This window comes from Variovorax sp. V35 (assembly GCF_041154465.1).
In the GTDB taxonomy this organism is placed as follows: Bacteria; Pseudomonadota; Gammaproteobacteria; order Burkholderiales; family Burkholderiaceae_C; genus Variovorax; species Variovorax boronicumulans.
The window spans coordinates 3,163,926-3,186,847 of sequence record NZ_AP028666.1 but is presented as its reverse complement, the minus strand read 5'-3'; the positions used below and the strand labels follow the sequence as shown (position 1 = coordinate 3,186,847).

The window sequence follows — 22,922 nt, the reverse complement described above, 5'->3', positions numbered from 1 at the left end:
GCAGACACACTCACGACATCATTCGACGTCTTTCAGCAAACGTCGCAGCACCTTCCCCGCTCCCGCGGTCGGCAGTGCATCCAGGAAACGCACATGCCTGGGCGCCTTGTACGGTGCCATGTTGTCTCTGCACCAGACGATCAACTCATCGGCGGCCAGTTCGGTTCCCGCCTTCTTCACGACAAAGGCTTTCACTACCTCGCCTTTGTCCACGTCCGGCTGTGCGACCACCGCCACTTGGGAAATGGCCGGGTGCTTGATCAGAATGGTCTCGACTTCCTCGGGGAACACCGGATACCCCGACACCTTGATCATTTCCTTGAAGCGCCCCATGAAGGTGAGATAGCCATCGGCGTCCATGCGCCCCATGTCGCCGGTGTGCACCCAGCCGTCGCGCAACGTGGCGGCGGTAGCTTCGGGGTTGTTGAAGTAGCCCTTAAAAACGCCGGGACTGGTCAGCACGATCTCTCCCTGCTCGCCCGCTGCCAGCGCATCGCCGGTGTCCGGGTCGAGGATGCGTATCACCACCCCCGGCACCGCCAGGCCCACCGTGCCCCAACGGATGGCGTTGGTCGGCATGTAGGTGTCGCAGCTATGGGTTTCCGACAAACCGTAGGCAGCCTCGCGCGCATGGGCGTTCGGAGCGAAGCTCTTCCACTGCAGGGCCAGCGCTTCGGTGAAGGCGATGCCGAAGCTGGTGACTGTGTTCTTGCTCAGGCTGGACAGATCGAATCGGGTGATATCGGGCTGCTGCATGCAGGCCGCGTTCATGGGTGCGATGCTGTACCACGCCGTGATTCGGTAGCGGTCGATGGCCTGCAGCGTGGCACGCGGCTCGAAACGATGCAGCAGCACGGCGGTGTCTCCGCAGAGCACCGGTACGTTCACGCCGGTCAACATACCGGCGACGTGGTACATCGGTGCGACGCATAGCTGTGTGTCATCCCGCTCCACCCCCATGGCGAAGGCCGAAGTACGCGTCTTGTACAGCGCATTGCCATAGGTGAGCATCGCGCCCTTGGGCAGCCCCGTGGTGCCTGACGTGTAGAGCATCAGCGCCAGATCATCCATGTCCAGTTCGACGGAGGCGGGTCTGGCGCTGCCGGACATCACGGCCAGAAAGTCTTCGCAGTCCGTCGGCACAACGCGCGCGTCTTCACGCGCCGTACTCAGTTCGGCGGGCAGGTCCAGTGTCGGCTGCGCGGGCAGCAGGTCGGCATAGTGCACTATGAACACGTGCGCCAGCGTGCTCACTGGCTTCACCTTCTGCACCACCGGCAAGAGGGCCGCTGCCGCCACGATCACCCGCGCGTTCAGGTCGTTCACCTGATAGGCCAGTTCATGCTCCTTGTTCAGCGGTCCGTTGGGGCACACGACGGCACCGATCTTCTGAATGCCGTAGTGCGCTACGACGTACTGCGGGCAATTGCCGAGGAACAGCACCACCGGATCGCCCTTCTTCACGCCAAGGGCCTGCAGGCGGGCGGCGAAGGCATCGCTGGCACGATCCAGGTCGGACCAACTCAGCACGGTGCCGTACCAAACCAGGGCAGCGGCATCGGGCCGTTCTCGCGCATGCATGCGCAGGTACTCGTGCAGGGGCTGGATCGGGCAGGCGGGCAGGGCTGTTTTCACCATGTCGATACTCTCTTTATGTCTTGGGGATGATGGCCGGCGGATCGAAGCAGGTCGTCGCCGGCGGTACGCCGGCGAAGCGCTCGATCTCGACGAGGCATGAATTGGCCGTGCTGCCCTGCGCGATCTCCGAAGTTCCGAAGTCGCGCGTGAGTACATTGGCGTTGCCATGCTTGTCGAGGGAGATGCCGTCGCCGTCTTCCGGCGACAGGTCCAGCCAGGCGCCGGTGGCCATCTGCAGCACACCCGGGATCACAGCATCGGAAACCACCGCCCCCGCAAGGCAGCTGCCTCGCGTGTTGAACACCCGGACGATCATCCCGGTCTCGATGTTCCGGCTTGCCGCATCGACCGGGTGAATCCGTATCGGCTCCCGCTCGGAGATCTTCAACTTCCGGCTGTGCGGCGCGTGGTCGTACTGGCTGTGCAGCTTGGAGCTCGGCTGGTTCGACAGCAGGTGCAAGGGAAACGCCTGCGCCTGGGTCGCGCCCAGCCATTCTTGCGGCTCGATCCAGACCGGATGCCCCGGCTGCCCCTCGATGCCGAAGTCGCGGATGGTCTGCGAGAAGAGTTCGATGCGGCCCGACGGCGTGCGCAAAGGCTTGCCAACCGGGTCATGGATGAACTCCGAGAAGACCGCCGCGGACTCCTGCGTCGGCACCTCGACCATTCCCTTCGCCCAGAACTCATCGAACGTCGGAAGCTTCAGGCCCTGCTCGTCGCCTTGCTCCTTGATCTGCGCATAGAACGAGCGCAGCCAATCCTCCTCCGTCTTCCCCCCCGTGAATTCTTCGAGGCATCCCAGCCGGGTGGCGAGCTCGGAGAAGACCTCGTAGTCGTTCCGCGCATCCGCATGGGGTTTCGCATGCGCTGCGGAGGCGATGACAAAAGGATCGCTGCTGGTGCCCACGATGTCGTTTCGCTCGTACGCCACGGTGGTGGGAAACACGATGTCTGCATGCTTGGCCGTCGCCGTCCACCAGGGCTCGTTGACGATGATGGTTTCCGGCACCGCCCATGCCTTGCGAAGACGGTTCAAGTCCTGATGGTGATGAAAGGGGTTACCCCCCGCCCAATAGATCAGCCGTGTGTCGGGGTAAGTGAGCGTTTGGCCGTTGTAGCGAAACGACTGCCCCTTGTTGAGCAGCATGTCCGCGATCCGGGCCACGGGGATAAACGAAGACACGGGGTTCCTGCCCTGCGGCAGTGCGGGAATCTTCACCGTGATCGACTCAAGACCGATGCCGTTGACGGCGGCATAGCCGAAGCCGAATCCACCGCCCTCCAGACCGATCTGGCCGATCATCGACGCCAGCACGACCGTCATCCAGTACGGCTGCTCCCCGTTCTCGGCCCGCTGTACAGACCACGACATAGTGATCATGGTCCGGTGCCGCGCCATATCGCGCGCCAGCTGCGCGATTTCCTGCGCCGGCACGCGGCAGATGGATGATGCCCACTGCGGTGTCTTCGCAATGCCGTCGGACAGTCCCAGCAGGTAGGCACGGAACTGGTCGTAGCCGACCGTGTACCGGGCCAGGAATGACCGGTTCGCGAGGTTCTCGGTTTCCAGCACGTAGGCCAGCCCCAGCATCAGCGCCACATCGGTTTGCGGACGGATGGGCACCCATTCGCAGGGCACGCTTGTGTCGTCCCGGATCGGGCTTATCGAGACCAGGCGCACACCCGCCTGAGCGAGCTGCCCGAGCGTGTCGCGATAGCGATGCCGTGTGACGCCACCGGCATTCACCTGCGCGTTCTTTTCCGGCAGCCCCCCGAAGGTGACCAGCAGCCGGGTGTGGCCGATCATGGACTTGAACGAGGTGTGCCGACCCGCGAGGCTGTGCATCGAGCCGACCACGCGCGGGATGATCACCTCCCCGGCGCCGTAACTATAGGAGTTGATCGATCGCGTATAGCCGCCTAGCAGGTTCAGGAAGCGATGGATCTGGCTCTGCGCATGGTTGAACCGGCCGGCACTGGCCCACCCGTAGGAGCCGCCGAAGATCGCCGTATTGCCGTGCGTCGCGCGCACCCTGTCCAGCTGCGCGGCGGCCATGTCGAGCGCGGTCTTCCAGTCGACCTCGACGAAGGGCTCGCGCCCGCGGCCCGCACCGCTCGCACGATGCTGCTTCTCGAGGAACGATTGCCGGACAGCGGGCGCGGCCACCCTCGGCCCCGTGTGCGAGCCGTCCAGGCCCTCCCAGACCGGCGCCGGCGCGGGATCGCCCGACCAGGACCGGATGCCGGACACCCTCCCCTGGTTCACGGACACGCTATAGGTGCCCCAGTGCGTGGAGACCACGCGGTTCTCTTGGACAGGCAGCATGAACGGCTCCTGCGGACTCAGGCTGCCGCCCGGCTGGAGGCCAGCGGCGGCGGCGCCTCGCCCTGCCCTCGGCCGAGTTCTTCATCGGCCACGGCTTCCAGCGAACGGTTAGTGGTGCGCGGGCCGAACAGCAGCACGGGGATGGCGAAGACGATGTAGATCGCGGCAGCCGTCCACGTCACATACTTCAAGCCACCTGCGGACACCAGTGCCGCGCCCATCACGCCGGAGACCGCGCCGCCGACCCGGGCCCCCGACATCACGATGCCGTTGCCCAGGGCGCGCAACTGCGTGGGCATCGTCTCGGGGATGTAGGTGTAGTAGGCATTGAGGACGAATCCGGCGAAGACGGTGAGGATGCCGCCGATGATGGATACAGCCCAGTAGCCGGTGGACATGCCCAAAGCTGCCAGAGTGAGCGCCGCGAACACGGACATGAAGAGGATGGTGTTCTTGCGCTCCCACCGATCCAGAAATCGCATGGCGAGGAAAGGCATGGCGCCGTAGACCACGGTCCAGATGAACAGGATGAAATACGCGTCCTTCTGCGCGTACTTGAGGTCGTACACCAGTGCGTAGATGCTCCAGTTCGCCCAGGTGTAGTACGCGAGGTAGACCCCGAAATAGGAAACGAAGAGCACGGCCAGGTTGCGTAACACGGACCTGTTCTGGAACAGGTCGCGCAACGTCGGCTGCGCTGCGGCGTACGGTACAGCCGACACCTGGGGCGTGGCGAGCGGGCCCTGGCGCAGCGCACGCGCTTCCAGCCGGCTGACGATCTTCTCGGCGCGGTCGACTTGTCCGCGTGCCACGCACCAGCGCACCGACTCCGGCAGGCAGAAGTGCACCAGCGGGGCGATCAGCAGACCGATGCCGCCTGCGAGGAACAGGTGACGCCAGGTGTCCGGCCCGCCGGTCGGCAGGTAGAACATGGCCAGCGCCGCCGCAAGCACTGCCGCAGCAGTGAGCCCCATCGTCACGACCGACAGGAAGCGCCCGCGCGCGCCGCTTGGAAACATCTCGGAGACGTAGACCAGCAGCACCGACGTGGCCGCCTGCACTCCGAGGCCGGTGATGAAGCGGGAGCCCAGGATCAGTTCGTACCCGGGCACGAAGGCGGTCGCCACCACGCCGAGCGAATACATGACCGTGCCCCACACCAATACCGGGCGACGCCCCCATCTGTCCGAGAGCCAGCCGCCGACGAGCGCGCCGATCACCATGCCTACGTAGAAGGCGCTGCTGATGAAGCCGATCTGCTCGGTGCTCATGCCGGTGTGCGCCTTGATGGTCGGACTGGCATAGGCAAAGATGGCGTTGTCGTAGTACTCCAGCATCATGTTGAGCGCCAGCAGAGCGGCCCAGACGTAATGCAGCCGCATCGTGGGCAGGCGGTCGAATCGCGCCAGCAAGAACGAAGGGGCGATTCCGGCAGAGGTTGGCCTCGTCTCGTCAATACGGTTCATCATTTGTCTCCATCAGCGTTTCATCTGTTGTCTGGTTTTGTGCTGTGCCGCCACGCCCACGGAACACGCGGACGCAGCCATCCCCCGCATGCGGGGCGATGCGCTCTTCGTGGAAAGGCCGCGGCTGATGCCCGCGGCCTGCAGGCCGGGGCCTAGTCTGCGCCGCAGCCGACCACAGCGACCGCGCGGACCTCGACCAGGTACGCCGGGTGGGCCAACTGGGTCACGCCCACCCCGGTCCACGACGGGTAGCGGTCGGGCAGGAACTCGTCCTTGACCTTGGCGAACGCCTGGATGTCCGGGCCTTGCATGTCCATGTGGAAGGTCATGATCTCGACGACATCGGCCAGTGTGGCGCCGGCCTCCTCGAGGACGGCTTTGAGGTTCTGGAATGCCAGCCGGGCCTGCGCGGCCATGCCCTGGCCGGGCTTGCCCGTCGCCACGTCGAAACCGACCTGGCCGGACACCCAGACCATGTCGCCCACACGGGTGGCCGACGAGAAATGCAGCTGGTCGTAGTGCTTCGCCTTGACGGACGCGGGGTTGATCATTTGTCGCTTCATGGTGGTGGTACTCCTGGTGATGTCAGATGCCGGCAACCTGGCGGAAGATGGGCGAGCGGAACGAATCGCCCTGGCTGAAATGAGCCATTTCCTTGCGAAAGAGCGGACCGACGCGGGCATAGCTCGGCTTGCAAGTGGGCAGTTCCCGAAAGGTGGCGTCATCGCCGAAGAAGCGCATCACCAGGGTGTGACGGGTGGGGCAGCCGGCGTCGACCGGGGCGCCGCCGTGCAGCGAACGCGGGTGCAGGAACACGATGTCACCGGGGTCGATGTCGAAGGAGACGATGTCCCACGACGTAGGGTCACGCGCCAAGTCCTTGTCGATGTGCGGCAGGCGGGGGTAGGTGCCGTCGCCGTAGAGCGGATCCGTCGGATCGTCGGCGCTCATGAAGCTGGCGCCGTCGTACTGGATGCCCAGGTGCGAACCGCGCACGATCTCCAGCGAGTTCCTCTTGGGAATCTTCTGGAAGGTGATCCAGGCGTTGCCCCAGTGGCGGCCGGCCCAGGGCAGATTGGCCGTGTCCTGATGCCAGGGACCACGACCGCTCTTGCCTCCTTCCTTGGCGAAGATCTCCTCGGCGAAGTACCAGACGTTCTCCGAGCCCCACAGCTCCTGGAAGATCTGCCCGAAGGGCAGCGACGCTGCCAGTTCGTCCAGCTTGGCCTTGGCCTCGGGGTTGGCATTGTCGATATGGGTCTCCAGCGCAGTCCCGTTCAGGCCCCGGTAGACGTGGGGACCGGGGTTGGCCATGTCCCACTTGAAGGCGCCGTAGCACCGGGCCAGTTGGGTTTCGTCGAGACAGTTCTTGAAGACGGTGGCACCGTCGTTGCGGAACTGGTCGCGCATCTCGGGGGTGGTCAGCATGGTGAGGCTCCTTTGTGATCGGGCAGCAGAAATTTCCTTGCCCTGGATGCCTCACTGTAGCCATCCATCCAATTTTACACAACAGTCGTTCTGTTAATGAAATCCCATATTTACATGACACTCGTTGTGTAATATTTAGACCCCCCTAAGGGGAAACGAAGCTGACGCGAGGAAAGCTGTTGCCAGAACATGACGGCCACGACTGCACCGCAGCGAGGGGTCGCTGCGAATTCTCGTGTCGGGTATCAGGGGCAATCGGCCCCCACGGCACCATCGCGGCCGGCGCCGAAGCGACGCGCAGCATCGCTGCGCGCGCAGAGATGACAGTGCGGCCTAGCCGGCGTTCGCGCTGCGCGATCCGGGTGCGGGTTGCACGCCAGATGCCGGAGCGATCAGGACGCCTATAGCGTCGATGAGCGCCCGGATCCGCTTGGAAGTGAAGCGCTTGGGCTCGACGGGATACATCAGCATCCAGCCGTCCCCCATCGCGCTGAGTTGATCGGCAAGCAGGTCGGCCGGAATGTCGCAGCGAACGCTCCCTTGCTCCTGCGCTTCCTTGAGGATCGACGTCTGGATTTTGCGAAATTGCGCATAGCGCCGGGCGATCACCTCGGCGAATGCGGGCTCATACCGCCCCTGCGCCAGCAACTCAGAAGTCGCAGGCCAGAACCGTGTGTTGCGCTCGTTCAGCTGCAGCCAGTGTTCGAAGAGCAACCGGATGTCACCCTTTTCCCGGACCGACTCCAGCATGGCATCGAAGCGATCGAACGCGCTTTCCAGCAACGCGACGATGAGCTCCTCCTTGTTTGCGAAGTAGTACGTCACGGCACCGGTCGAGTGCCCGGCGTACTGCGCGACCGTGCGCAGCGATGCCTTCGCATAGCCTTCCCGTGCGATCACCGATGCCGCAGCCCTGAGCAACTCCTTGCGCTTGATTTCGGGGTCGCCGGCGGGGCGCCCCCTTGTCGGCGTCTGCCCACGCTCCCCGGCGCCGTGCGCTGGCTTGGTCTTCTTATCTGACATCGTTGAGGTCATCCACGAACAACTTGCACATCCATATCCATTCCTCGTGGACCGAAGCGATCGGTTTCGTCGGCCAAGATCCCACGGTACTCAGTTTAGTAGGCGCCCATGGGCACCACGAAGACTGCCATCAAGCGGTGCGATAGACACCCCGCCCGTCGACCTGCACCTGCCCGTCGGCCAGCAACTCGACCAGGTGTTGCGAGATGGTGCGGGTCTCCGCATCGACCACCCAGGGGCTTTCATAGCCCGGCGGATACAGCATCCGATGCTGGGCCAGCTGCGCCAGCGTCTTTGGCGATTCGCGCAGCAGGTCCAGCAGCCGCTGCGCGCGCTCGTCGAACTTGGCGGCGAAGGCCGCGAGATCGCGCAGAAATCGCTCTCTCTCGGTGTACACGCCACGGTGGTGCGAGGTGACCCACACCTTGGCCGGAATGTCCGGCAGCCGCGCCAGACTGCGGCGGAAATCCCGCAAGCTGGAGCCGGCGTCGCCGTAGTAGGGACCGAAGCCGGTCAAGTCGATGTCGCCGATGAATGCAACGCCCTCCGGCTCGACCAGCAGCACGGTGTGGCCGGCCGTGTGGCCGGGCATGTGAAAGGCCCGGATGCCCGTCCGGCCCAGGTCCCACCTCGCACCGTCCACGTAGCCTCTTGCATCAGGTCGCGGAGCATAGAAGAAGTCGCGTTGGAACTTGGCGAGCATGTCTTGGATGACGGCCGGATCGGTCATGCCGAAGGCTTTGAGCATGCCGTCCCAACCTTGCGCCGCAGGCAAGTCTGCTTCGTGCACATGCACCGCCGCGGCGGGCAGACGGTGCAGCCCAGCCATGTGGTCTTCGTGCACATGCCCCATGACCACCAACTCGGTGGCGTCGAACTCGGGACCGATGTGGTTGGCAACGATCGGCGTATCGAAAGCGGCGCGCGTATCGGTGCCACGTATGAGCACTTGGTTGCCATCGGGATACTTGCCATTCTTCTCGCCGAAGAAAACCGAGACGCGGCCAAAATCAATGCGGCTGACGGCAGTTAAAGGATCGGTTTGGTGGAAGACAGCGCTCATGCTGCCTCATTCCTGGTCATGCCGAACAGCCGATCGATGCATCTCATCCCTCTGCAAAGAGGCAATGTCCCATTCTCTTGGTCCCACCGCATGCCCCTTCTCCCCTGCATGGCAACTATCGAAGTGAAGCGACCTCGACGAGGGCAGCTTCGCTCCCAGTGGAATCTCCCGTCTGATGCTTGCATGGCGCGACCTCCCAACTCAAAGCAAAAAGTCAAAGACTAGCAAATCACATGATTTTTTACAACGATCGTTTTGCGAATGCATGAGCGACGAACAAGGCCACCGATGCGCCACAGCGGGATCAGACCAAGGGCCGGTCTTCTCCGCGGAACGAGCAAGACCACAGCCCCACGGGTTCCGGCTTCCTATGAATTTCCTATCTAGTCCAATCGCACTGAAGGGCGCAGTCGTGCATTCAGCAGGTCCACCAGCCACAGCAGGCTGCCTCGAGCGAAGCCATGCAGCCTGGCCTGATGGCTCCGATACAGCAGCACGTGGCTGAGCTGGGCCAAACGTCCTTTGAAGGTCACACCTTTGAACATGCCCGTTTTTCCCAGCGAACCATAGGCGTCGTAATCGGCCAAGGAAACCAGGGCACCGAAGTCGGTGTGGCTGAAATCCGGCACCTGCGTGCAGTACTCAAGCGCAGCAGGCAGGTGACGAATCAGGTGCTGCGCCTGCTGATGCGCCACCTGTGCTGTGGGCGGCAACGGCAGATCACCGCCGATAGGCACTAGGCTCGCGCAGTCGCCGACAGCATAAATGGAAGGATCGAGCGTTGTCTGCAGCGAGGGACGCACCAGCAACTGGTTGCTTCGGTTATCGGAGGGTTCGGTTGCGACGCACAGCAGACGTTCAGCGGGCCACACTGACAGCAACCTGTCTGGAGGGGGCGTACACGAAGGACAGCTATGCAGCGATTGCCGTAGTCGGGATCGGAACAATCGATGTCTGCAACGAGGCCAATACCCGACAACCAAGGCAGTGTGAATCGCTGCGGGGCTCAGTCCAGATCGGGCTTCGTAGGTAGGGTCAGTACGCCGACGCATGCCCTCGGCGCCCACCGAAGTTGCGCGCTTCGGCGGCCAGAGGGTGCGAGAAACCAGCAGGAGGACACCGTATCCATTGAATGCATCAGCGCGTGTCGAATCCTTCCCGCGCCACCCAGAACGGGCGACGCGCGTTCTCTTCGCGAATGCCTTCACAGACCAGCCTGTGCCAACACTGCTGCGTACACAGCGCCACGACGCCTAGCTAGGTGACGTGCAGGTGAAGCTGGACGCCGCGTCGGGATCGCCGGTGCCGTTGTACTTTGGAAACTGCGGGTGCCTGCACATCGGCCGCTGCATGCCCTTGCCCGGCTCGACGCTGCGCGTGGCCACGATCTCGCGGGCGCTGGGATGGGTGCCGGTTTCGATCCAGTCGAACATCGGGGTGATGAGGTCGACGCTGTCCGGGCCCTTGCCGCCTGCCGGCGTGGCGGCGCAGTGGTCGTTGCCTGCCAGCACGTAGTACTCGACGAACCGGTCGGCCGCGGCCTGCCCGCCCGCTGCGGCGACGACCTTGCGGTAGTAGTCCGTGGTGTTGTTCTGCGTGATCAGCCAGTCGGTGGTGCCGTGCATGAGCAGCATCTTGCCGTTGCGGGCCCGGAACCCGCTCAGGTCGGGGTTGACTGCATCGATCAATCGGGCGAGGTGGTCGAGTCGGTTCGTGTACTGCAGCGGGTCGACGTTCAGCGGGTCTGCGGACGGGTCTTGCGCCACGAAGTACTTCATGTAGTCGCCGCCGAGAATCTGAAACGTGGTGCCTCCGATGGCCTGCCACGATGCGTCGTCGGCGGTCTCGCCGCCGACATAGGGAAAGGCCGGCCATGTGTAGCGACCACCCGCCACATCGGTGGGCTCGTACAGGACCTTGGCGGACGCCAGCTGCGCGTCGGTCAGGCAAGAGTCTGCGTCGGCGCCCGTGCATCGGAGCTTGGCCAGATCGGGCTTGCAGGCCTCGGGGTGGCTGATGATGCCGTCCTTCAGGCCGTCGAGTGCATCGCATTGGGACTGCATGAAGTTCGCGAGGGTCTTGACCTTCGGGATGCTCAGGCCCGCCTCGGGCTGGGCCAGCTGCTTGAGTATTTTTTGATACCAGAGGAACTGGCCCGTGTAGGCATTGGCCGGGGCGCGCGCAATCACGCCGTCGAACAGATCGGGATGCCGTTGCGCCTGGATCAACGCCTGACGCCCACCGCCCGAACAGCCCTCGTAGACAAACTTCGAGCGGCCGACCGATTCGCCATAGCGCGAGCGGAGCACGGCCTTCGCCGATGCAAGCACCTTGGGCACGGCACCGTCTGCGTAGTCCTGAAGCAACTGGGGGTCCATAGCGAAGGAGCCATTGGGATGCTTGGCCGCATCGTGTCCATGGTTCGTCGCGATGGTCGCGTAGCCGCTTTCCGCGACGCCAGGACTGTAGGCGCTGGGGTAGATGGCGCCGTCAAAGCCGCCGCCGCCGATGAACAGGACACGCTGGTTCCAGCTGCTGGGCAGCTTGACTTCGAAGGCGAGTTCCGGCGGCATCTCGCCGCGCACGGTGCAGGTCTCCGGCGTGGTGTCTGTCTGGGGCGTCAGCGTCGCCTGCGTGATCGTGGCGCCTTCGAAGGCCCGGCTCAGGAAGCTGTTGCACGCGGCCTGCGCGCTTCCGGCAGCGGACGGGAACAGCGCGGGTGGCGAGTTGCCACCACCGCTGCCGCCGCAGGAAGCAAGCAGCGCCGCAGCAGCCACCACGGACCACGAGGTGATGCGCCGGTGGGTGTCGCGTCGGCATGTGAGAGGGGCCATCTTCATTCTTTGTCTCCTTGTTGGGGCAATGCCCCCGTGAACGCGCACGCTGGCGCGGAAAGCACTCATGCGGCGGGCGTGAAAAGCACCGTGCCCTGCGCGAGCACGCTGGTCCTGTCGTCTGCGCTCTTGATCGCACCTTGCAATTCGAGAACGCAGCCGCCCTTCGAATGCGCGGCCATCGACGTCACGCGCCACTCGATGAGTACCGTCTCGCTCGCCCGTACGGGACGCAGCAGGTCGACCGAGAAGTTCATGCCCAGCACCTTCCCCCTCGTAGCGAAGTGGCTGGCGGTCAGCCCCATCAGCAGCGAGGTGGTGTGGGTCGCACTGGCGATCAAGCCGCCGAAGCGCGTGCCCTGTGCAAACGCGGCATCATGGTGCAGCGGGTTCTCGTCTCCCGCGGCCAGCGCGAAGGCACGCACTTGCGCTTCGTCGAAGGTGTGGGGTCGCGAGAAGCGATAGCCGGGCCCGACAGGCCCCAGGGCCGCGGCCGCTTCGCACTCAGCCATGGCTCGCGAGCCGGGTGATGGCGTCCTGACTTCCGGCCTGCTGGCGCAAGCGGAACTTCTGGATCTTTCCCGTGGCCGTCTTCGGCAAGGGGGTGAAGATCACGCGGCGCGGACACTTGAAGTGCGCCAGCCGCTCGCGGCAGAACGCAATGATCTCCTGCTCGGTGGGCGCGGCGACACCGGCCTTCAGCTCGATGAACACGCACGGCACCTCGCCCCACTTGGGGTCGGGCTGCGCCACCACGGCGGCATGCAGCACCGCCGGGTGTCCATGGATGACGTCTTCGATTTCGACCGACGAGATGTTCTCGCCGCCCGAGATGATCACGTCCTTCGACCGATCGGTGATCTGCGCATACCCGTTGGCATGCAGGACCGCGACGTCGCCGGTGCGGAACCAGCCATCGGCGAGCGCCTTGCGCGTTGCCGCCTCGTTCTTGAAGTAGCCCATCATCACGGTGTTGCCGCGCAACATGAGTTCCCCAGCCGACTTGCCGTCGGGCACGACGGGCTCGAGGGTGTCGGCGTCGCCGACCATGAGGCCTTCGAACATGGCGGCGCGCACGCCCTGGCGCACGCGCAGCGCGCCCTGCTCGACGGGCGCCAGATCGTCCCAGCCGTCCTGCCACACGCAACTCACCGGCGTGCCCGAAACCTCCGTGATGCCGAAGACGTGCTCTACGTCGAAGCCCATCGCCAGCACCGCATTCAGCACGGCGAGCGGCGGTGGCGAGCCGGCCGTGAGCACGCGCACGGGGCGCGGCAGCCGGGTGTCTTTCGCCGCGTCCGCGAGCATCGCCATCACGACCGGCGCTGCGCAGAGGTGATCGATCTGATGGCGCTCGATGGCCTCCAGCACGGCGTCGGCAGACACCCGGCGCAGGCAGACATGGGTGCCCACCGCCGCAGTCACGGCCCAGGTGAAGCACCATCCGTTCGCGTGGAACATGGGCAAGGTCCACAGGTACTTCGGGGCCCGTGGCATCGCCCAGTTCGTGATCTGCAGCAGGCTCATGAGGTAGGTGCCGCGATGGCTGGCGACCACGCCCTTGGGGTCTCCGGTCGTGCCGGAGGTGTAGTTCAGGGCGATGGGTTGCCACTCGTCGCTGGGCCAGCGACCGGCAAAGTCCGGGTCTCCGTTCGCCAGCAGCGATTCGTAGTCGGTCTCGCCGATGGGTTCGCCGGGTGGTGCGAGGTGGTCGTTGATGTCGATGACCGCAGGCGCACGGTCGAGCAGCTTCAGCGCTGCGGCCACCGTGGCGGCGAACTCGCGATCGACCATCAGCAATTTGCACTCGCCGTGGCGCAGGATGAACGCGATGCCTTCGGCATCCAGGCGATGGTTGATTGCGTTGAGCACCGCGCCGGCCAGCGGAATGCCGAAGTGGGCCTCCAGCATGGCCGGCGTGTTGGGCGCGAGCACCGAGACGGTGTCGCCCGGTTCGATGCCTCGCATCGCCAGCGCGGACGCCAGGCGATGGCAGCGCTCGCGCGTCTGCGCCCAGGTTCGCGTCAGCTCGCCGTGCACCACCGCCACGCGGTTCGGATGCGCGAGCGCCGCGCGGTCGAGAAAGCCCAGCGGCGTGAGCGGCACATGATTTGCCGCGCAGCGTTCGAGGCCCCGTGCATAGGATGGCGCGCTCATGCGGTGGTCTCCTTGGAGGTGTCGTGGAAGGTCGTAAACGCGGAGACTGGCTCGCGCTCGGTGACGAGCGAGTTCTCGACCGACGAGGTGTCGGCGTAGCCCAGGCTCATGCCGCAGACCAGCATCTGGCCGGCGGGAATGTCCAGCAGGTCCGCGATCTGGCGATGGAATTTCAGGAACGCGGCCTGCGGGCAGGTGTGGAGGTTGCGGCCGCGCGCGGCCACCATCACGCTCTGCAGGAACATGCCGTAGTCCAGCAGGCTGCCCTCCTCGAGTTCGCGGTCCACCGTGAAGAACAGGCCCACGGGCGCATCGAAGAAGCGGTAGTTGCGACCGTGCTGCAGGTGCATGCGCTGCTTGTCGCCCTTGGCGATGCCGAGCAATCCGTAGAGGTCCCAGCCGACCTTGCGGCGCCGCTCCAGGTAGGGAGAACACCATTCGCGCGGGTAGTAGTCGTAGGGCTCGAGCAGCTCGCCCGACCGGCCGGGATCGTCGTCGAGCACGGCAATCGCCGCCGACAGACGGGCCTTGGCAGGCCCCGTCAGCACATGCACATGCCAGGGCTGCATGTTCATGCCGGAGGCGCTGTAGCGCGCCGTCGAGAGGATCGCCTCGACCTCTTCCCGGGGCACCGGCCGGGGCAAGAACGCCCTGACGCTGCGCCGGGTGGCAATGGCCCAGTCGACCGCTCCTTGCAGCGCGTGTGCCTCCAGCGGTGGCGCCATCATTCGGTTCATTGAGGTTTCCTTGCTATTTCGAAGCCGGGCGAATCGCCCCGTCCACACGGCCCACTTCGCCGGAGGCCGCGCGCGCGGCCTTGGCCTGGGTCGACGCGGCGCGCGACTGGTTCACGAACGACACCGCTGCCGCGCCGATGACGCCGGCCAGCGCGATCGCCATGAAGTTCTGCTCGATGGGCAGGCTCAGCGACACGAGCCAGCCGATCAGGATCGGCGCGGCAATGGCGCCGATGCGGCCGACACCCGAGGCAAAGCCGACACCCGTCGAACGCACGGCCGGTGGATAGAAATCGCCGGCGTAGGCATAGGCCAGCAGTTGCGTTCCGAGCGTGGACGCACCCACCACGAACACGGCAACGAACAGCAGCTCGGTCGATTTCGTGTACGCGAGCGCGGCCAGCGACGCAGCCCCGACCACGTAGAACGCCACCAGCACATGCTTGATGTTGAACTTGTCGCTCAGCAAGCCGCCGCCGATCGCGCCCACGATCGCACCGACGTTGAAGACGATCACGAAGTTCAGGGCCGAGCCCAGGCTGTATCCCGCCATGGCCATGAGCTTGGTCAGCCAGGAGTTCAGCGCGTAGACCATGAACAGCCCCGTCATGAAAGCCACCCAGATCATCACGGTGCTGAACGCGCGTCCGGCGTCGAACAGGGTGCGCACCGGCGCGTCGTGCAGGCGTTCGGTGGACGCGCCGACATACACGGTGCCGGCTGCGTTCGGCTGCTCCGGCGCGAGCTTGGCCGCGATCTCCCCGAGCTGCCGCCGGTCACCCTTCTTGAGAAGAAACGACAGCGATTCGGGCATCGTTTTCAGGATGAGCGGAATCAGCAGCACGGGCAGGCCGGCCACATAGAACACCCATTGCCATCCGTGGCTCTCGATGAGCTGCTTGGCAGTGAGCGCAACCAGAATGCCGCCTACGGAGTAGCCCGCGAAAACCATCGTCACCAGGCGCGTGCGCAGCTTCGCCGGTGCGAACTCGCCCATCTGCGCGGTCACGATGGGCAACACCCCGCCGATGCCGAGGCCCGCGATGAAGCGGGCGACGCTGAAGCCGATGGGTTCGGTGGCCAGCCCGGTCAGCGCCGTGAAGACACTGAAGAGCGCCACGCACACCGCGATCATGCGAGGGCGGCCGATGCGGTCTGCCAAGGTGCCCAGGAAGATCGCGCCCAGCATGGTTCCGAACAACGCCGACCCGGCCATGACGCCGGCGCTCGTGGCGTCGACGCCCATGTCTTTCATGATCGATGGCAGCGCGGCGCCCACGACCGCCAGGTCATAGCCGTCGATGACCAGGATCAACACGCACCACCAGAGCACGAGCCCGTGAAAGCCGTTGAACCGGGAGTGCCCCGCCAACGCGTGAATATCGACCTGCTTGCCGGCCTGCTGCATGTTTTCGTCTCCTGTCGTTTGATCTGTCGCGAGATGCGATGTCGACGGGAGGTTAGTTCTGCAGGCGGCACGCTTCCATGCCCGCGCGTCTCGATCTGGATGGGGCGTTCGGACATGTCGGCATCCCTGCCGGACGCCGGAGCTTCGGCTTATTGCGGCGCGGGTGCGGACGAGCGATAGGCGCCCGGGCTGACGCCTGTCCATTTCTTGAAGGCGCGATGGAAGGCGCTGGTTTCCTGGAAGCCAGTGCGGGCAGCGACTTCGGCCACCGTCAGCGACGCGCTCGACAAGAGGTCGATGGCGATGTCCCGCCGCAGGTCGTCCTTCACGCGCTGGTAGCTCACGCCCTCCTGCTGCAAGCGGCGTTGCAGCGTGGTGCCGGAAACGCAGAGTTCCTGTGCGAGCTTTTCGAGTTCGGGCCACGCCTCGGGCATCTGGCTTCGCAACCTGTTGCGCACCTGGGCGCTGGTGCTGGCGTCGTTACGGTACTTGACCAGCAGGTTGGCCGGCGCTTCCCTCAGGAAGTTGTCGACCGTGGCGGGCGACTCCGCAATCTTCAGGTCCAGCAGATCGCTTGCGAAACTGATGTGCGTGGTCTCGCCATTGAATTTCACGCTCTCGCAAAAGCGCGTTCGGTAGTGGCTGTCGTCGCCGGGCAGCGGGCATCGGAACTGCATCTCGCGCAGGGGAATGCGCCGGTGCACGAGCCAGCACGCCAGCCCATGGACGAGGATGAACCAGGTGCCGTAGCCGAACAACCGGCGCAGCACGCCGCCGTCATGCAGCACGACGCGCGCCTCGTCGCCGTCGCAGACCAGCTCGCCGCGGAAATCGTCCAATGTGGCGTGGAGGAACCTCAGGATGCGGCGCAGCGCGTGCGCCAGGTTGTCGGCGTTGACGGCGGCGCGCGTCATCAGCGCATAGCTGCCGCGGCGAAGCCCGTGGCTGTCGAGGCCGAAGAACTCGTCGTCCATCAGGTCGGCCAGCGCCACCCACATCTGCGAATACGCCGCCGCCGAGATGCGCGCACGCGGCGCGTTCAACAGCTCACGATCAATCTTGGCGCTTTCGAGGACGCTGCTGATGTCCATGTTTCTCAGCGCCGCGGCGTGGATCGCCTCGTGCACCAGTTCAATGGACACGGTTCCCTTCAAGCCTGCAGACTTCATACGCACTCGCTCAAGAATCAGTGGTGGGGCGAGCTCTTTATAAGCGCGTTTCGCGCTGTGCAGGATGCGGCGCCTCAGGGGACCCGCAGCGTCTGCAGCAATGAGATGCCGCCGACCTCTGTCGTGGGCTGTCGCGGAAGTTGTGCGACTAGGTGCTCTGGGAACCGGAAGCGCCAGGCGTCATCGAGGAAAGCCTCGACAGGACGGCGCTGCGGCAGACATCCAGAATTTCATCGGCCAGTGGCGAGTCGTCAGGACACGCCCGCGACAGCACGATGGCACCGACTGCCTGCGCAATGAGGTCGATCCGCCTGGCGCGTGCGTCGCCGCCCTGATCGTCCTCCTCTGGCGCGTCGAACTGGTTTCCCAGGGTCACCAGCAGGTTTTCAATGCCGGTCGCAAACGCCGTCTTGATCGACTCCGGTTGGCGCGCAGCATCTGCACACAGGGCGGCCATCGTGCAACCGTCACCCGGTGCATCTCGGTGTTCACGGGACAGATAGTGATGGACAAATGCCATCGCATCGACGCCTTCGGCCTTGGCGGCCGTCTGCGCAAAACCGCAAGTCGCGGCTTGCGCCATCAGGTCGGCCTTGGATTCGAAGTGCTTATAGAACCCGCCGTGGGTAAAGCCTGCGAACGCCATCAAGTCCGCAATCCCCACCCCGTCGTAACCACGCTCGCGAAACAGCGTGGAGGCCGTCTCGACGATGTGCGCCCGGTTCGCCTGTGCCTGCGCCTTGGTGACCTTCATGTCCAGGACCTCTCTAGATGTGCCATCGGTGAAGCCATGAATATACATTGATGTCGATCATCATCAAAATCCTTGACATCAAAGATGATGATCGACATCATTAAGCCAACTTACCTTGGAAGGCTTCCGAAAATGAGCGATACCCACCTGACCGCACCCACCCGCTTCGTCGAAGTGGATGGCGAAAAATTCGCCTATCGCCGCTGGGGCAACACCTCCAGCGGACAGCCCCCTCTGTTCTTCGTCCAACATTTCCGCGGCGGCCTGGACCACTGGGATCCCCTGTTGACCGATGGTCTGGCCGCAGGCCGCGAGGTCATCCTTTACAACGGTCGCGGCATTGCCTCCTCGACCGGCACGCCCCGCAACCGGATCGAAGACATGGCGGACGACATCGCCCTGGTGATCCGGGCGCTGGGTCTGTCCCAGGTCGATCTGCTTGGTTTCTCGATCGGGGGCTTCCAGGTGCAGGAGGTCGTGCTGCGTCACCCGCAACTGGTTCGAAAGCTCGTCCTGCTCGGCACCGGACTGCGCGGCGGCGATCCGAAGATGGAGCCCAGGGTGCTGGAGGTCGCGCCGAACCCCGTGCCGACCGCGGATGACTTTCTCTACCTGTTCTTCGGCCGCTCGGAAGCTGCCAAGCAGGCGGGTCTGGCCTTCTGGGAGCGCCGCCACCAGCGCGCCGACCAGGACCCGCCCAGCTCGATGGCCGTCGCTCAAGCCCAAGCCGAGGCGCACGCCGCCTACCTGCAGCCGTTGCCGGGTGCGAACCCCTATGCCTTCCTGAACGCCGTCACGCAGCCCACCCTGGTGCTCAACGGCGTCGACGACATCATGATTCCCACGATCAACTCCTGGCATCTGTCGCAGAACATTCCCAACGCGCAGCTGTTGATCTATCCCGACGCCGGACACGGTGCGCAGTTCCAGTGTCCCGAGCGCTTCCTGCAACACGCGATCCAGTTCCTCGAGGAGTGATGCCGTAGCGCATCCCGTCCCCGCCCGATCAACGACGACACAGCAAACAAGCATGACTGACAAGACGCTCTTCGAGCCCTACACACTTGGCTCACTCCAACTGTCCAACCGCATCGTGATGGCGCCGCTGACGCGCAATCGGGCAGGCGCTGGTCTAGTGCCCAGCGAGTACGCCGCCACCTACTACGGTCAGCGCGCCTCGGCGGGCCTGATCATCACCGAGGCCACCCAGATCTCGGCCGATGCCCAGGGCTACCAGGACACCCCGGGCCTGTACACGCCGCAGCAGATCGACGGCTGGCGCAAGGTGACCGACGCCGTTCACGCCAAGGGCGGGCGGATCTTCGTGCAGTTGTGGCACGTGGGCCGTATCTCCCACGTCGACCTGCGCCCTGGTGGCACCGCGCCGGTGGCCCCCTCCCCCATCCGCGCCGCGACCAAGACCTTCGTCAACAACGGTTTTCATGACGTCTCCGAGCCACGTGCCCTGACCCTGGATGAGATTCCAGGCATCGTCGAGGATTTCCGCCAGGCTGCGGCCCATGCGATCACTGCGGGGTTCGACGGCGTCGAGGTCCACGGTGCCAACGGCTACCTGCTGGAGCAGTTCATCAAGGACGGTGCCAACACCCGGACGGACGCGTACGGCGGCTCCATCGAGAACCGCGCGCGCCTGTTGCTCGAAGTCACGGCCGCCGTGGCGAAGGAAATCGGTGCCGAACGCACCGGTGTGCGCCTCTCGCCGGTGTCGTCGGCCGGCGCCATTTCGTCCAGCGATCCGCAGTCGCAGTACGACTACATCGCCGAGCAACTCAATGCGATGGGCATCGTCTACCTGCATGTGGTCGAAGGCGCCACCGGGGGTCCGCGCGATGCCGCACCGTTCGATTTCGACGCCTTGCGCACTCGCTTCAAGAACACCTACCTGGCCAACAACGGGTATGACCTCGAACTGGCCAACGCCCGCCTGATCGAGGACAAGGCCGACCTGTTCGTCTTCGGCCGCCCCTTCATCAGCAACCCCGATCTGGTCGAAAGGCTGGAGATTGGCGCACCCCTCGCCGCGCTGGACCCCACCACGCTGTATGGCGGTGGCGCCAAAGGCTACATCGACTATCCGACCCTCGCTGATTCCAGCGTCCGGTAGTCGTTTTTCCACGCTGCATATCGCGGCATGGACTCACCCTTTCGATCGCGAGCAAAACACATGACCTCTCATTCCACTGTTCTCATCACGGGCGCCTCGACCGGCATTGGCGCCATCTATGCCGACCGCTTCGCACGCCGCGGCCACGACCTCGTGCTGGTGGCGCGCGACAAGGCGCGGCTGGAAACGCTCGCGGCGCGCCTGCGTGAGGAAACCGGCGCTGCCGTCGATATCCTTGCGGCCGATCTGACCCAACCCGGCGACCTGGCCGCCGTCGAGACGCGACTGCGCGAGGACGCCAGGATCGAGACCCTGATCAACAACGCCGGGGCCGCACTGTCCGGCCCGTTCATCGACCAGTCGACAGACGATGTCGCCCGCTTGGTCAGCCTCAACACCACCGCACTCGTGAGGCTGGCGAGCGCCATCGCCCCGCGCCTGGTGCAGGCCGGCAAAGGCGCGATCGTCAACATCGGCTCGGTGGTCGGCCTGGCGCCCGAGTTCGGCATGTCGGTCTACGGCGCGACCAAGGCCTTCGTGCTGTTCCTGTCCCAGGGGTTGAGCCTGGAGCTCGCGCCCAAGGGCGTCTACGTGCAGGCGGTGTTGCCGGCCGGCACCCGCACCGAGATCTGGGAGCGCGCGGGCATCGATACCCGTGCGATGCCCGACCTGATGGGAGTAGAAGAGCTGGTGGATGCCGCGCTGACCGGATTCGACCGCCGTGAACTCGTGACCATCCCGCCGTTGCACGATGCCGCGCGCTGGGAAGTGCTGAACACGGCACGTCAGGCCCTGGTCGCGGACATTCGGCAGGCGCACGTGGCGGAGCGCTATCGAACCGCCGCCTGAAACGGCAAGAACGCCAGAACGGAAGGAACAGCACATGACATTCAAGGCACTGCTCGCCAGCAAGACCGGCGACACCATTTCAAGCAGCCTGGTCGACTTCAAGGAAGAGGACCTGATGCCGGGCGACGTCACCGTCGCGGTCGAGTACTCGACGGTGAACTACAAGGACGCGATGGCGCTCAGTGGCCAGTCACCGGTCATTCGCCAGTTTCCGCTGATTCCGGGCATCGACTTTGCCGGTGTCGTCGAGTCGTCGACTTATCCCGGCATCGCAGCCGGCGACCGTGTGCTGGCCAACGGCTGGGGACTGAGCCAGACGCACCACGGCGGCTTTGCGCAAAAGGCGCGGGTGAGCGGTGATTGGCTGGTCAAGGTTCCCGAGGTGTTTTCGACCCGGGATGCCATGGCCGTCGGCACCGCCGGGTACACCGCCATGCTGTCGGTGCTCGCGCTCGAGCATGGTGGCCTGACGCCCGAGCACGGCGACATCCTGGTGACGGGCGCCAATGGCGGCGCCGGCTCCGTGGCGATCGCGCTGCTGTCGAGCCTGGGCTATCGCGTGATCGCGTCGACCGGGCGTCTCGAGGAATCCGATTACCTGCGTGCGCTGGGCGCGGCGGACATCATCGACCGTCACACCCTGTCCGAAGCGGGCGCACCGATCGCCAAGGAGCGATGGGCCGGGGCCATCGATTCGGTCGGCAGCCATACCTTGGCAAACGTCCTGGCGCAGACCCGGTATCGCGGCGTGGTCGCGGCCTTCGGGCTCGCACAGGGCGCGGACCTGCCGGCATCCGTCCTGCCCTTCATCCTGCGCAACGTCACCCTCGCCGGTATCGACTCGGTCAATGCGCCGCAGCCTGCGCGGCTGCAGGCGTGGTCGCGTCTGGCCAGCGACCTGGACCTGGACAAGCTGGCACGGACCACCAAGGTGATCGGATTGGCAGAGGTTCCTGACGTTGCCAGCCAGGTACTCGCAGGGAAGGTCCAGGGGCGCACCATCGTGGATGTGAACGCCTGACCGGATCGCGCATGCCCTTCATCGACGCTCCCAACCTCTCGATCGATGTCGACGGGACTGCATTCGCGTACCGCGACCTGGGGCCGCGCGATGGCGTGCCTCTGGTCCTGCTCAACCACTGGGGCGCGGTCCTCGACAATTTCGACCCGCGGATCGTCGATGGACTTGCCCGCAGGCATCGCATCATCGCCATCGACTACCGAGGGATCGGCGCTTCAGGCGGAACAGCGCCTGTGACCATCGATGCGATGGCGCGGGATGCGATCGCGCTGGTCCACGCACTGGGCTTCGAGAAGATTGATCTGCTTGGCTTCTCCCTCGGAGGATTCGTGGCGCAGGACATCGTGCTGAAAGCCCCCGGCCTGGTGCGCCGACTCATCCTGACCGGCACAGGGCCGGCAGGCGGCACAGGCATCGAACGGGTCGGAGCGGTCTCCTGGCCGCTGATAGTCAAAGGCCTGCTGACGCTGCGGGATCCGAAGACCTTTCTGTTCTTCACCTCCACGGCCAACGGTCGTCAAGCCGCGAAAGCCTTCCTGGAGCGACTGAAGGAGCGCAAGGCGGATCGGGACAAGGAACCGATGCCCCCTGCCTTCCTGCGACAGCTGAAGGCCATCAAGGCCTGGGGCCAGCAGGCGCCCCAGGATCTGGGCGGCATCCGCATCCCTGTGTTGATCGCCAATGGCGACAACGACATCATGGTTCCCACCGTGAACAGTCACGACATGGCGCGTCGCATCCCAGGCTCACAACTGGTCATCTACAAAGACGCTGGGCATGGCGGGATTTTCCAGTATCACGGCGAATTCGTGCCCAAGGCGCTGGCCTTTCTCAATGACTGAACGACGGCATCTTTTGCAACCGGCTTCAGGCCGACTTTCCCGACCGCCCCCTGTGGGGCGGGGCTGCCCGAAGCGCATTCAA

Annotated in this window: 19 protein-coding genes and 1 pseudogene; 5 read left to right on the top strand and 15 right to left on the bottom strand. The window is 64.8% G+C overall.

Annotation, left to right across the window (positions count from 1 at the left end; all coding sequences use genetic code 11):
* Positions 1-18 precede the first annotated feature (18 nt).
* The 15 genes and pseudogenes from ACAM42_RS14760 to ACAM42_RS14690 all read right to left on the bottom strand — a co-directional run bounded on the left by ACAM42_RS14760 (position 19) and on the right by ACAM42_RS14690 (position 18,003).
* A complete protein-coding gene (locus ACAM42_RS14760; protein ID WP_125948591.1) occupies positions 19-1,638 on the bottom strand; it encodes an AMP-binding protein in 1,620 nt (539 codons plus the stop codon).
* A gap of 13 nt (positions 1,639-1,651) precedes the next feature.
* Entirely contained in the window at positions 1,652-3,964 is a 2,313-nt protein-coding gene (locus ACAM42_RS14755) for a molybdopterin-dependent oxidoreductase (protein WP_125948590.1), read from the bottom strand.
* 17 nt (positions 3,965-3,981) lie between these two features.
* Positions 3,982-5,430: an MFS transporter gene (locus tag ACAM42_RS14750; protein WP_164546794.1), complete on the bottom strand. Its 1,449-nt coding sequence runs from the start codon at positions 5,428-5,430 to the stop codon at positions 3,982-3,984.
* A gap of 152 nt (positions 5,431-5,582) precedes the next feature.
* On the bottom strand, positions 5,583-5,993 hold the full coding sequence (locus ACAM42_RS14745; protein ID WP_062469655.1) for a RidA family protein: 411 nt from the start codon (positions 5,991-5,993) through the stop codon (positions 5,583-5,585).
* A 22-nt stretch (positions 5,994-6,015) separates the two neighbouring features.
* A complete protein-coding gene (locus ACAM42_RS14740) occupies positions 6,016-6,858 on the bottom strand; it encodes a phytanoyl-CoA dioxygenase family protein (RefSeq protein ID WP_369632462.1) in 843 nt (280 codons plus the stop codon).
* Positions 6,859-7,191: 333 nt separating this feature from the next.
* Positions 7,192-7,881 (bottom strand): TetR/AcrR family transcriptional regulator, encoded by a 690-nt coding sequence (locus ACAM42_RS14735; protein ID WP_125948588.1) that lies wholly within the window; start codon positions 7,879-7,881, stop codon positions 7,192-7,194.
* A gap of 130 nt (positions 7,882-8,011) precedes the next feature.
* Positions 8,012-8,944: an MBL fold metallo-hydrolase gene (locus ACAM42_RS14730; protein WP_070064098.1), complete on the bottom strand. Its 933-nt coding sequence runs from the start codon at positions 8,942-8,944 to the stop codon at positions 8,012-8,014.
* A 383-nt stretch (positions 8,945-9,327) separates the two neighbouring features.
* Positions 9,328-9,765: pseudogene (locus ACAM42_RS14725) on the bottom strand (NAD(P)/FAD-dependent oxidoreductase); the annotation flags it as partial.
* 432 nt (positions 9,766-10,197) lie between these two features.
* Positions 10,198-11,784 carry a tannase/feruloyl esterase family alpha/beta hydrolase gene (locus ACAM42_RS14720; RefSeq protein WP_369632461.1) on the bottom strand — a complete coding sequence of 529 codons (1,587 nt, stop codon included), beginning with the start codon at positions 11,782-11,784 and terminating at the stop codon, positions 10,198-10,200.
* A gap of 59 nt (positions 11,785-11,843) precedes the next feature.
* A complete protein-coding gene (locus tag ACAM42_RS14715) occupies positions 11,844-12,290 on the bottom strand; it encodes a MaoC family dehydratase (protein WP_070059255.1) in 447 nt (148 codons plus the stop codon).
* Positions 12,283-13,935, bottom strand: a complete 1,653-nt coding sequence (locus ACAM42_RS14710) for an AMP-binding protein (protein WP_369632460.1) — start codon at positions 13,933-13,935, stop codon at positions 12,283-12,285. The genes ACAM42_RS14715 and ACAM42_RS14710 overlap by 8 nt, the downstream gene beginning before the upstream one ends.
* Positions 13,932-14,672: a nitroreductase gene (locus ACAM42_RS14705; RefSeq protein WP_159270788.1), complete on the bottom strand. Its 741-nt coding sequence runs from the start codon at positions 14,670-14,672 to the stop codon at positions 13,932-13,934. Before ACAM42_RS14705 ends, ACAM42_RS14710 begins: the two co-directional genes overlap by 4 nt.
* A 13-nt stretch (positions 14,673-14,685) precedes the next feature.
* Positions 14,686-16,080, bottom strand: a complete 1,395-nt coding sequence (locus ACAM42_RS14700; RefSeq protein ID WP_369632459.1) for an MFS transporter — start codon at positions 16,078-16,080, stop codon at positions 14,686-14,688.
* Positions 16,081-16,229: 149 nt separating this feature from the next.
* Positions 16,230-17,249 (bottom strand): AraC family transcriptional regulator, encoded by a 1,020-nt coding sequence (locus ACAM42_RS14695; RefSeq protein WP_369632458.1) that lies wholly within the window; start codon positions 17,247-17,249, stop codon positions 16,230-16,232.
* Between the two features lie 148 nt (positions 17,250-17,397).
* Positions 17,398-18,003 carry a TetR/AcrR family transcriptional regulator gene (locus ACAM42_RS14690; protein ID WP_095747520.1) on the bottom strand — a complete coding sequence of 202 codons (606 nt, stop codon included), beginning with the start codon at positions 18,001-18,003 and terminating at the stop codon, positions 17,398-17,400.
* Between the two features lie 132 nt (positions 18,004-18,135).
* Here ACAM42_RS14690 and ACAM42_RS14685 point away from each other — a divergent pair, with 132 nt between their 5' ends.
* From ACAM42_RS14685 to ACAM42_RS14665, 5 genes are read left to right on the top strand one after another with little or no spacing between them, the layout of a single operon-like run.
* The gene (locus tag ACAM42_RS14685) at positions 18,136-18,981 is read left to right on the top strand and encodes an alpha/beta fold hydrolase (RefSeq protein WP_369632766.1); all 846 of its coding nucleotides are present in this window, start codon (positions 18,136-18,138) and stop codon (positions 18,979-18,981) included.
* Positions 18,982-19,033: 52 nt separating this feature from the next.
* Positions 19,034-20,128, top strand: coding sequence for an alkene reductase (locus ACAM42_RS14680; RefSeq protein WP_139701796.1), 1,095 nt, complete (start codon positions 19,034-19,036; stop codon positions 20,126-20,128).
* A 60-nt stretch (positions 20,129-20,188) separates the two neighbouring features.
* Positions 20,189-20,977, top strand: coding sequence for an SDR family oxidoreductase (locus tag ACAM42_RS14675; protein WP_070059257.1), 789 nt, complete (start codon positions 20,189-20,191; stop codon positions 20,975-20,977).
* 34 nt (positions 20,978-21,011) lie between these two features.
* On the top strand, positions 21,012-21,998 hold the full coding sequence (locus ACAM42_RS14670) for an MDR family oxidoreductase (RefSeq protein ID WP_369632457.1): 987 nt from the start codon (positions 21,012-21,014) through the stop codon (positions 21,996-21,998).
* A gap of 11 nt (positions 21,999-22,009) precedes the next feature.
* Complete coding sequence (locus tag ACAM42_RS14665) at positions 22,010-22,840, top strand: alpha/beta fold hydrolase (protein WP_139701798.1); 831 nt, start codon at positions 22,010-22,012, stop codon at positions 22,838-22,840.
* The last annotated feature ends 82 nt before the right edge of the window (positions 22,841-22,922 follow it).